This window comes from Streptosporangium sp. NPDC002607 (genome assembly GCF_053592655.1).
Genome location: NZ_JBSFWD010000014.1, coordinates 169,574 through 178,858 on the forward strand (window position 1 = coordinate 169,574; position 9,285 = coordinate 178,858).

Here is a 9,285-nt window from a genome sequence, read left to right on the forward strand (position 1 = left end):
CATAGCGGCCGGAAGTAGTGACACTGTGTGCGCTGGCCCAAGTAGAGAGGGAGGCGAAGTGGCGCAGGTTCAACCGGGATCAGGTCCCACAGCTCTGCGTATCCTCTTAGGCTCCCAACTGCGTCGTCTGCGCGAGGCCAAGGGGCTCTCGCGAGAGGAGGCAGGCCATCTGATCCGCGGATCCGAATCCAAGATCAGTAGGATGGAGCTCGGCCGGGTTGGCCTGAGAGAGCGCGATGTGGCGGATCTGCTCACCTTCTACGGGGTGGAGGACGATCGCGCCCGGTCGGCGATCATGGATCTGCTGCTCAGAGCCAACGAACCCGGCTGGTGGCACCGGTTCAACGACCTGCTGCCCTCATGGTTCCAGACGTACGTCGGCCTGGAGGAGGCAGCCTCCCGGATCCGTACGTACGAGGTGCAGTTCGTGCCGGGCCTGCTGCAGACGAAGGAGTACGCCAGGGCGGTCATCACCGCGGGGAGCGCCGGCATAGCGCCCGACGAGATCACCCGCCGGGTCGACCTGCGGATGGAGCGCCAGCAGGTGCTCAGGCGGCCCGACGGCCCGTTCTTCTGGGCCGTCATCGACGAGGCCGCGCTGCGGCGTCCCATCGGTGGTGCGGACGTCATGCGGGCACAGCTGGAGCACCTGCTCGACCTCATGCGGCAGCCGAACATCACAATCCAGGTGATGCCCTTCAGCTTCGGCGGTCACAGCGCGGAGGGCGGTGCCTTCAGCGTGCTCCGCTTCAACGACAGCGAGCTCCCGGACGTGGTCTACGTCGAGCAGCTGGCCAGCGCCCTCTACCTGGACAAGCGTGAGGATGTCGACCGCTACAGCGAGGTCATGGAACGGCTGTGCGCGGTCAGCACCACCCCCGGTGAGACGAACGACATCCTGAGGCGGATCATCAAGGAGGACTGAGCGGCCATTGGTCGCTCCAAGGTGCCGCTCTGCCCTAGACTGGCCTGCGGCGCTGAACACCCGCCGCAGTGGAGCGTGCCCTAATCTCGCGCGTCTCGATGGCTGTGCCAGGTGCCACTCATGTGGGCGCGGCGCGAGAGCTTGCCGCGATAGCCGCTACGACTTGGCGCGCCCGCGATCACTCGAAGTTTGATCAAGGAGACGACCCCGTGAAGACCGCTGTGGAGGAGCTCAGCCCGACCCGGGTAAGGCTTACCGTCGAGGTGCCGTTCGAGGAGCTCGGTGAGAGCCTGCAGGCGGCGTACAAGAAGGTCGCGCAGCAGGTGCGCGTCCCCGGGTTCCGCCCCGGCAAGGTTCCGGCCCGCATCATCGAGCAGCGGTTCGGCCGCGCGGTGGTGCTGGAGGAGACCCTCAATGACGCGGTGCCCAAGCTGTACGGCCAGGCCGTCGACGAGAGCGAGATCTTCCCGGTCAGCCAGCCGGAGATCGAGGTCACCAAGATCGAGGACGGTCAGCAGGTCGAGTTCACCGCCGAGGTGGACATCCGTCCCGAGTTCGACGTCCCCGACTACCAGGGCATCGAGGTGACCGTCCCGGTCTCCGAGGTCTCCGACTCCGACATCGACACCCAGCTGGACGGCCTGCGCCAGCGTTTCGCCACGCTGACCGGCGTCGAGCGCGCCGCCGCCGCAGGCGACTTCGTCGTCATGGACCTGGCCGCCTCGATCGACGGTGTCAACATCGAGGAGCAGCAGGCCAACGACGTCTCCTACGAGGTCGGCGCCGGCTCGGTGCTGCAGGGCCTGGACGACGCCCTGGTCGGCCTGTCCGCCGGTGAGACCAAGGAGTTCACCACCAACCTGGTCGGCGGCGAGAACGCCGGCGAGGAGGCCGTGGTCACCATCACCGTCAAGAGCGTCAAGGAGAAGGTCCTCCCCGAGCTCGACGACGAGTTCGCCCAGCTCGCCAGCGAGTTCGACACCCTTGACGAGCTCAAGGCGAGCATCAGCGAGCAGGCCCGCCGCAACAAGCTGATCGACCAGGTCGTCCAGGCCCGTGAGAACGCGCTCGACGCCCTGCTCGGCAAGATCGACATTCCGCTGCCGGAGAGCGCGCTCAAGGTCGAGGTCGACAACCGCAAGCACAACCTCGAGCACCAGATCGCCGACAGTGGCCTGAGCAAGGAGGCGTTCTTCCGCCTCTACCAGACCACCGAGGAGGAGCGCCTCGCCGAGTTCGACGAGAGCGCCGCGAAGGCGCTCAAGACGGGCTTCGTCCTCGACAAGATCGTCAAGAGCGAGGAGCTCGGCGTCAGCGAGCAGGAGCTGACCAACTTCGTGGTGCGCCGCGCCATGCAGATGAACGTCGCGCCCAACACGCTGGCCCAGCACCTGGCCGACAACGACCAGCTCACGCTGGCCATGGTCGAGATCGTCCGTGACAAGGCCAAGAGTGTCATCGGCGATGCCGCGAAGGTGACCGACGAGGCGGGCAACGAGGTCGACCTCAAGGCCATCTACACCGAGATCAACGGTGAGGAGTCCGCCGAGACCGAGGAGGCCACCGAGGCTCCCGAGGCTGACGCCGCGAAGTAGTCCCAGGCCGAAGCGAGGGGGTGCCGTCGAGTGCCCCGGACGCCCCCGCCGCGCTCAGCGTGACGGGGGCGTCCGCGCTCTCCCGGTCCCGGTCAGGGCCTTCGGCCGCTCCTCCGAGGCCGAGCCGAGGGCGATGTGGGGGTGAGCGCGCCGCAGAGCGCTGCCCTGGCGCTCTCCTGGACTCCTCCGGTTCCTCCCCGGCTTCCAAGGGGTTCGCAGGCTCCTGGGCCCTCTGAGAGCCGCGATCCCCCTCTCTTTTCGCGCCGGAAGTCCTCTCAGCGGTCCTTCGCGATCCGCTTCCGGCGTCCGCACACGTATCCCGCGAGCTCCGACACGCCGTACGGGCTCAGGTTTCCGAGCCTTTACCGAGGCGCGCGGCGGGAGGTTCCAGGCACGGTGCGGAGGCGGCGGGCAGCATGCGCCGTCAGCGAACAGTGCGTTGAGGGGGCATGTCCGGTAGGCCACGCGCGTTAAGGTCACAAGCAAAGCCAATCGATTACGACGCATCGGAAGGTGACGCTGTGACCAGCCCGCCGACCTTCTACCAGCCGACCGGCTCCGGGCCCGAGTCGATGAGCCAGCCGAATGGCTCGTTCAGGCTCGAAGACCAGCTCTACCAGCGGCTGCTGCGTGAGCGCATCATCGTGCTGGGCACCCAGGTCAACGACGAGATCGCCAACCGAATCTGCGCAGAGCTGCTGCTGCTCGCCGCGGACGACTCAGAGCGCGACATCTGGCTCTACATCAACTCGCCAGGCGGTTCCGTGACCGCTGGGATGGCGATTTACGACATGATGGAATACGTGCCTAACAATGTGTGCACGGTCGCGATGGGTCTGGCCGCTTCCATGGGCCAGTTCCTGCTCTGCGCCGGCGAGCGGGGCAAGCGTTACGCCCTGCCGCACGCTCGCATCATGATGCACCAGCCGTCCGGCGGCATCGGCGGCACCGCAGCCGACATCGCCATCCAGGCTGAGCAGATGCTATATGTCAAGAAGACCCTCGCCGAGCGCATCGCGTTCCACACCGGTCAGAATCTGGAGCAGATCGAGGCCGACTCCGACCGTGACCGCTGGTTCACGGCCGAGGAGGCCAAGGACTACGGCTTCATCGACCAGGTCGTGCGCAGCGCTCGACAGGTGCCCTCCACGGGCGCCGTCTCCTGAAGGGGCACAAGGTGAGTGAGTTGATCCGGCCGGGAGACATCAACGGCCGTTACGTTCTTCCGTCCTTCAGTGAGCGCACGTCCTACGGCGTGCGGGAGATGAACCCGTACGCCAAGCTCTTCGAGGACCGCATCATCTTCCTCGGCGTGCAGGTGGACGACGCGTCGGCCAATGACGTCATGGCGCAGTTGCTGACCCTGGAGTCGCTCGACCCCGACCGTGACATCAGCATCTACATCAACTCGCCGGGCGGTTCCTTCACCGCCATGACGGCGATCTACGACACGATGCAGTTCGTCCGGCCGGAGATCCAGACGGTCTGTCTGGGCCAGGCGGCCTCGGCGGCGGCGGTCCTGCTGGCCGGCGGCACGCCCGGCAAGCGCTTCGCCCTGCCGAACGCCCGCATGCTGATCCACCAGCCCTCCACCGAGGGGGGTGGCCAGGGAAGCGACATTGAGATCCAGGCGCGTGAGATCCTCAGGATGCGCGCGCAGATGGAGAGCATCATCGCTCAGCACTCGGGCAGGGCGCCGGAGGCGGTCCGCAAGGACATCGAGCGGGACAAGATCCTTGACGCCGTGGAGGCCAAGGAGTACGGGCTGATCGACGACATCATCCCGTCCCGCAAGAAGCTCGCGAAGGCCGTAGCCTCCTAACGAGGCATATCGCACCGGAACCGTGCCGAATCGGGCACGTTCCGGTGCGACTCGCCGCTAGGGGGCTCACTGAGGGCTCAGAAGACGGTAACGTCGAAACCTAAGCGGGATGACTTTTCGATCGGGTATCGGGCCGGTCGGAAGAAACGGACCGCGGCAGCCAGGGCGGTCCCACGCAAAGGAGTATCTGGGGTGGCACGCATCGGCGACGGGGGAGACCTGCTGAAGTGCTCTTTCTGTGGAAAGAGCCAGAAGCAAGTCAAAAAGCTCATCGCCGGACCCGGCGTATACATCTGCGATGAGTGCATTGACCTCTGCAACGAGATCATCGAGGAGGAGCTCAGCGAGTCCTCTGAGCTCAAGTGGGACAGCCTTCCCAAGCCGAGGGAGATCTACGAATTCCTCGACGCCTATGTCATCGGTCAGGACCAGGCGAAGAAGGCTCTCTCCGTAGCGGTCTACAACCACTACAAGCGGGTGCAGTCCGGCGAGCGCGGGCGTGACGACGGCATCGAACTGGCCAAGTCCAACATCCTGCTCCTGGGCCCGACCGGTTCCGGTAAGACGCTGCTCGCCCAGACGTTGGCGAAGATGCTGAACGTTCCGTTCGCCATCGCCGACGCCACAGCCCTGACAGAGGCGGGCTACGTGGGCGAGGACGTCGAGAACATACTGCTCAAGCTGATCCAGGCCGCCGACTACGACGTCAAGAAGGCCGAGACCGGCATCATCTACATCGACGAGGTCGACAAGATCGCTCGTAAGAGCGAGAACCCGTCGATCACCAGGGACGTCTCCGGTGAGGGCGTGCAGCAGGCCCTGCTGAAGATCCTGGAGGGCACGACCGCGAGTGTGCCGCCGCAGGGCGGCCGTAAGCACCCGCACCAGGAGTTCATCCAGATCGACACCACCAACGTGCTGTTCATCTGCGGTGGGGCCTTCGCCGGTCTCGAAAAGATCATCGAGTCCCGGATCGGCCGCAAGGGCATCGGTTTCAACGCGATCATCCGTTCCAAGGAAGACATCGACAGCTCCGACATCTTCGGGGACGTCATGCCCGAGGACCTGCTGAAGTTCGGCATGATCCCCGAGTTCGTCGGCCGGCTTCCGGTCATCACGAGCGTTCACAACCTTGACCGTGAGGCGCTCATCCAGATCCTCACCGAGCCGCGCAACGCCCTGGTCAAGCAGTACCGGCGCCTGTTCGAGCTGGACAATGTCGAACTCGAGTTCACAGACGACGCACTTGAGGCGATCGCGGACCAGGCGATCCTGCGCGGTACCGGCGCCCGTGGCCTGCGAGCGATCCTGGAGGAGGTTCTCCTCTCGGTGATGTACGAGGTGCCGTCGCGGCAGGATGTGGCGCGCGTCGTCATCACCCGCGAGTCGGTTCTCGAACACGTCAACCCCACGCTCGTGCCGCGTGACCAGCTCAACAAGCAGCAGCGGCCGCCACGCGAGAAGTCCGCGTGATCCAGCCTGGACAAACCGGTTTTCACGGCTGACGCCCCCGCAGGGAGATCCTGCGGGGGCGTCGCCGTTTCCGGCGGTTTCCGCCGGGCCGGCCGGTGGCGCATTCGCCGGACGATTTCCGCAGCCGGTCCGCGGGGCCGATGGCATGGCGGGGCTCGCGAGATGGGGGAACATGTCGCAACTCTTCGGCTGGGGAACATCGAGTGCGCGGACATCCCTAGACTTGGGCATCGTGACGACGCCAGAGCTGCCCACCCAGTACACACCTGCCGACGTGGAGACCCGGAGCTACGAGCGCTGGGTATCGGAGGGATACTTCACCGCTGATCCGAGCGGCGAGCGCGAGCCTTACAGCATCGTCCTGCCTCCGCCGAACGTGACCGGTGTCCTGCACATCGGCCACGCGCTCGACCACTCGATCCAGGATGCGCTGACCAGGCGCGCTCGCATGCGCGGCCAGGAGACGCTCTGGCTGCCAGGCATGGACCACGCCGGCATCGCCACCCAGAACGTCGTCGAACGCGAACTCGCCAAGGAGAGCCTGTCCCGGCACGACCTCGGCCGAGAGGCGTTCGTCGAACGGGTCTGGCAGTGGAAGGAGGAGTCCGGTGGCCGGATCCTCGGCCAGATGAAGAAACTCGGCGATGGCGTCGACTGGTCACGCGAGCGCTTCACCATGGACCCCGGACTCTCCCGCGCCGTTCAGACGATCTTCAAGAGGCTCTTCGACGACGGGCTCATCTACCGCGCCGAGCGCATCATCAACTGGTGCCCGCGCTGCCTGACCGCGCTCTCGGACATCGAGGTCGAGCACAGCGAGGACGAGGGCGAGCTCGTCTCGATCCGCTACGGCGACGGCGACGACTCCATCGTGGTCGCCACGACCCGGGCCGAGACGATGCTCGGTGACACCGCCGTGGCCGTGCACCCCTCCGACGAGCGCTACGCGCACCTGATCGGAAGGGAAGTGGAGCTACCGCTCACCGGGCGTCTCATCCCGATCGTCGCCGACGAGCACGTCGACCCGGCCTTCGGCACCGGAGCGGTCAAGGTCACCCCGGCGCACGACCCGAACGACTTCGAGATCGGACGCCGCCACTCGCTGCCGTCCCTGACGATCATGGACGAGCGCGGTGTGGTCACGGCCCACGGCCCGTTCCAGGGGCTCGACCGCTTCGAGGCCAGGCCCGCAGTGGTGGCCGCACTACGCGCCGAGGGCCGGATCGTGGCGGAGAAGCGCCCCTACCTGCACTCCGTCGGGCACTGCTCGCGCTGCAAGACCGTGGTCGAGCCGCGGCTCTCACTCCAGTGGTTCGTCAACGTCTCGCCCCTGGCGAAGGCGGCGGGCGACGCGGTCCGTGACGGCCGGACGAAGATCCACCCGCCGGAGCTGGCCAAGCGTTACTTCGACTGGGTCGACGACATGCACGACTGGTGCATCTCCCGGCAGCTGTGGTGGGGGCACCGTATCCCGGTCTGGTACGGCCCCGACGGTGAGGTCGTCTGCGTCGGCCCCGACGAGCAGGCACCCGATGGCTACGTCCAGGACCCCGATGTCCTCGACACCTGGTTCTCCTCCGGGTTGTGGCCGTTCTCCACTCTCGGCTGGCCGGACAGGACACCTGAACTGGCGAAGTTCTACCCGACCTCCGTCCTGGTGACCGGCTACGACATCCTGTTCTTCTGGGTCGCCCGGATGATGATGTTCGGCATCTACGCGATGGACGGCGAGCCGCCGTTCCGGACCGTGGCTCTGCACGGCATGGTCCGGGACCAGTACGGCAAGAAGATGTCGAAGTCGTTCGGCAACGTCGTCGACCCGCTCGACTGGATCGAGCGCTTCGGCGCCGACGCCACCCGTTTCACGCTGCTACGCGGAGCCAACCCCGGCTCCGACGTGGCGATCAGCGAGGAATGGGCAGGAGGGTCGCGCAACTTCTGTAACAAGATCTGGAACGCCACTCGCTTCGCGCTGATGAACGGTGCCGTGACGGGTGAACTTCCGGTTGAGGAACTGACTGCCGCCGACAGGTGGATCCTGTCCAGACTCCAGGAGATCGTCGCGTCGGTGGACGCCGCGTTCGAGGACTTCGAGTTCGCCAAGATCTCCGACCTGCTCTACCACTTCGCGTGGGATGAGGTCTGCGACTGGTACGTGGAACTCGCCAAGATCCAGATCGCCTCCGGGCAGGAGCACACCCGGCTCGTGCTGGGCCATGTCTTCGACTCGTTGCTCCGTCTGCTCCACCCGCTGGTTCCGTTCGTCACCGAGGAACTGTGGCGAGCGGTCACCGGGCACGAGTCGATCGTGGTCGCGCCATGGCCGACGGTCCAGGAGTCATTGCGTGATCCCTCGGCGGAGGAGGAGATCATCGCGGTGCAGGGGCTGATCACCGAGGTGCGCAGGTTCCGTTCCGATCAGGGCCTCAAGCCAGGGCAGCGGGTCGCCGCGCGGCTCTCGCTCGCCGGTACGGCTCTGGCCTCTCACGAAGGGGCGATCCGGTCGTTGCTCCGGCTCGACCAGCCGTCCGATTCGTTCGCCGCGACCGCTCGTCTCGATGTGAGCGGGGTTGTCGTGGAGATCGACACGGCGGGGACGATCGATGTGGCCGCCGAGCGTAAGCGCTTGGAGAAGGATCTCGCGGTGGCGCGTAAGGAGGCGGCCCAGGTCGCGGCCAAGCTCGGCAATGAGCAGTTCATGGCCAAGGCGCCGGACGATGTGGTGACCAAGGTGCGGTCCCGTGCCGCACAGGCCGACCAGGACATCGCGCGGTTGCTCGCTCAGCTGGCGGCGTTGCCGGCGAGCTGACTGGCCGATGGCCTGAGTTCGAGAGCAGTACGAGAGTCCTGACCCGGAGTTCCAGCCGGTGGCTGGGAGGGGAACAGCCCAGGTCAGGAAGTTGGGGCGAGCCGAGAACCCGGAGTCTTTTGACTCCGGGTTCTCGTGTTTGAGAGCTTGAGTCTCAGGGAAGACCTAGTTGTTACCAGGAAGTTGGTCATGGTGGCCCTAGGAGGCTGCTAGAGTTCTTCAGGCAGGGCAAAGTCCTGCAGCCCCCTCTGAAAATCTGGCAAATCGGGCGTGTCTGCACAAGTTGGACACCGACCGGATGTTGGAGTAAGTTAGAGGGGTTGCCCTGGAAACAGGGTGGTCGCAATCCTAGCGGGTTCGGCGGGTCTGAGTCGATGGTCGGGAAGCCGACAAGTTGACACAAACCCGGCAGATCTGATAAGATGGTGACACGGAATGGAACGCCCCGAAGTCCGGGACACCGCGAACGCGGGTCTGCGGACGACGGTGTACGCGTCCGTTTCTTGAGAACTCAACAGTGTGTTAAAAGCCAGTGCATGAAGCACAACCCTGTCCAACCTGCCCTTTCATCGGGGTGGGGGACGGATTCCTTTGGTTGAACATCCATCAGTGAGATGGGTGCTTTCAGCCGGGAGCAACTGTTCAGACATTGTTTGGAGAG

Annotated in this window: 6 protein-coding genes; all 6 read left to right on the forward strand. The window is 65.5% G+C overall.

What is annotated here, in order from left to right; translation table 11 throughout:
* Positions 1-58: 58 nt before the first annotated feature.
* The 6 genes from ACWD3H_RS18465 to ACWD3H_RS18490 all read left to right on the forward strand — a co-directional run bounded on the left by ACWD3H_RS18465 (position 59) and on the right by ACWD3H_RS18490 (position 8,624).
* Positions 59-925 (forward strand): helix-turn-helix domain-containing protein, encoded by an 867-nt coding sequence (locus tag ACWD3H_RS18465; RefSeq protein ID WP_030917746.1) that lies wholly within the window; start codon positions 59-61, stop codon positions 923-925.
* Between the two features lie 209 nt (positions 926-1,134).
* Entirely contained in the window at positions 1,135-2,520 is a 1,386-nt protein-coding gene (tig, locus tag ACWD3H_RS18470) for a trigger factor (RefSeq protein WP_451955806.1), read from the forward strand.
* Between the two features lie 521 nt (positions 2,521-3,041).
* The gene (locus ACWD3H_RS18475; protein ID WP_030917742.1) at positions 3,042-3,686 is read left to right on the forward strand and encodes a ClpP family protease; all 645 of its coding nucleotides are present in this window, start codon (positions 3,042-3,044) and stop codon (positions 3,684-3,686) included.
* 11 nt (positions 3,687-3,697) lie between these two features.
* Positions 3,698-4,342 (forward strand): ATP-dependent Clp protease proteolytic subunit, encoded by a 645-nt coding sequence (locus tag ACWD3H_RS18480; protein WP_030917740.1) that lies wholly within the window; start codon positions 3,698-3,700, stop codon positions 4,340-4,342.
* A gap of 192 nt (positions 4,343-4,534) precedes the next feature.
* The gene (gene clpX / locus ACWD3H_RS18485) at positions 4,535-5,815 is read left to right on the forward strand and encodes an ATP-dependent Clp protease ATP-binding subunit ClpX (RefSeq protein WP_030917736.1); all 1,281 of its coding nucleotides are present in this window, start codon (positions 4,535-4,537) and stop codon (positions 5,813-5,815) included.
* Positions 5,816-5,987: 172 nt separating this feature from the next.
* Positions 5,988-8,624, forward strand: coding sequence for a valine--tRNA ligase (locus ACWD3H_RS18490; protein ID WP_355554602.1), 2,637 nt, complete (start codon positions 5,988-5,990; stop codon positions 8,622-8,624).
* The last annotated feature ends 661 nt before the right edge of the window (positions 8,625-9,285 follow it).

Excerpts from the sequence above, each read along its gene's own strand:
- ACWD3H_RS18490 (WP_355554602.1), top strand. The coding sequence starts at position 5,988 with ATGTCGCAACTCTTCGGCTGGGGAACATCGAGTGCGCGGACATCCCTA.